Below are 255 nucleotides of genomic sequence, written 5' to 3'. Positions count from 1 at the left end.
ATATAAAACAATGATGCCAAACATTACATAAGCCCATATCACACTGATCATAGACACAATTGCGACAGGCCACATACGGCGTAAGCGCCATTTAAACATTTGTTTGGTATAGGCCAATAAGACCTCAAATCCACCCTGTGCCCAACGTAAACGTTGTTTCCATAACCCCCCAAAGGTTTCAGGCATATAAATATAGACCAAAGCATTAGGCACATAGTGCAGATCCCAATGGTCGAATTGCAAACGCCAAGACAC

General features: G+C 42.4%; 1 protein-coding gene. It reads right to left on the bottom strand.

Annotated features, from left to right (window positions below; genetic code table 11):
• The coding region (locus tag ACG9ZB_RS17580) for a glycosyltransferase family 2 protein (RefSeq protein WP_419326881.1) at positions 1 to 255 on the bottom strand (255 nt) is incomplete at both ends.

Source organism: Acinetobacter johnsonii (assembly GCF_048551975.1).
Taxonomy (GTDB): Bacteria; Pseudomonadota; Gammaproteobacteria; order Pseudomonadales; family Moraxellaceae; genus Acinetobacter; species Acinetobacter johnsonii_A.
The sequence above is the reverse complement of the archived record's forward strand: the minus strand, read 5'-3'. Positions and strand labels throughout refer to the sequence as shown.